General features: G+C 57.2%; 1 protein-coding gene. It reads right to left on the bottom strand.

Going from position 1 to position 1,326, the window contains the following annotated elements:
- Positions 1-1,233: hypothetical protein (locus AC1DY5_RS55935; RefSeq protein WP_478122754.1), on the bottom strand; the 1,233-nt coding region annotated here is incomplete at its 3' end.
- Positions 1,234-1,326: the final 93 nt, after the last annotated feature.

The raw sequence follows: 1,326 nt of genomic DNA, 5'->3' as shown, positions 1-1,326 counted from the left end.
CTTCTGGCCATCTGGGATACCCATGATTTCCATGAAGGCACCTGCGGCCATTAGGGTGGCGTACTGCGAGACAAACTCCAATCCAAGCTTGGGATCAAGTGTGCCGAGCAGATTCTCGTTGAGCATCATGATCTTTGGCTCAACTTCCATCAGGGCCTCAAAGAAGATGGCATTCATCACCGGCCTGACCTGTGTGTGCCTCGGCGGGTCCATGAAGAACAGCCCGTCATCCGTATTGCCATTGAGGCCAAAGGGTGGATTCTGTGGGTCGCGATTGTGGCCAGGCTTGAGGAAGCGATCCGCGTTTTCGCAGACCTCGGTGACAAGCTTGTGGCTCAGTACCCAGTTGCCGTTGTGGCCACCTCCAACCTTGTACACCGGCTGACGCTCCCTGAGCTCAGAGAAGACTTCGTATGGGTTGTCCCTGAATCTCTTCGAGGTGATGTCAAATGGCAGTGGAACCGTGGGCTTTTCGGCCTTCGATCGGTCTTTCCCCTTCGACTCCGGTTCACTTTCGGCAATCACCTTGAGGCCGTTCAAGCCGGGCATGAAAAGGTAGAGGCTGCCGATCGTCCTGGTGAGGGTCGGCACTTGAACGGTGACTTGTTGCCCCGTTGACGATGTGTACGTGAAAGGCGTCTCATTTGGCGATGTTGAGGTAATTGGATCCTGGGATCCTTGCAGCCCAAAGCTGGAGAGGTCTTGTCTGCCCCAGACGCCAAGCAGGAACTCGAACTGAGATTCGAGGTCGCCGCACATGAACATACCCACCAGGCCGCGGGATGTCTCCTCTGGTTGGTCCATGTACGTGTATGGCAGCCCGCGGCGGATGACAAGCCGCCCCCACGGCACACCAAGCACCATCCCACTTCGGGGATTGAACCGACGAATGTGCGCGCCGAAGGGGCAGCGCGCACCGACGCTGTCATCACCAATGCCGGAGGGCGATGCGTAGTCGAAGTCATCCAGATCAACGTGATCGATCGCAGTGTCTGGGAGGGCGGCATCTGCGTAGCGAGTGATCGGCGCGCCGTTCCTCCATCGACCCATCAGCTTCGCGGCAAGCTCCTCACGTTCGTCTTCCTTCACCGTGTCGGCAAGAAATTTTTCAAACTTGTCGACATGCTGCGCCATGACCCGATAGGCGGCATAGGTCGCGTTTTGCGCCAGAGCGCTAGGCAATCGGCCGATGTAGTTGCCACCACGAGAGTTGATGAAGTTGGTGCCAAGCAAAAAGTCGCCTGGTACTGCGTTGACATCCTCGTGAATACCTGCAAAGTGAGGTTGCGAAATGCCATCACGGTACCCGAAGTGGACACGGTGCCC

The organism is Variovorax sp. P4_D9, from assembly GCF_056401695.1.
Note: the sequence above shows the minus strand (reverse complement) of the source record. Positions and strands in the feature narration are given on the sequence as shown.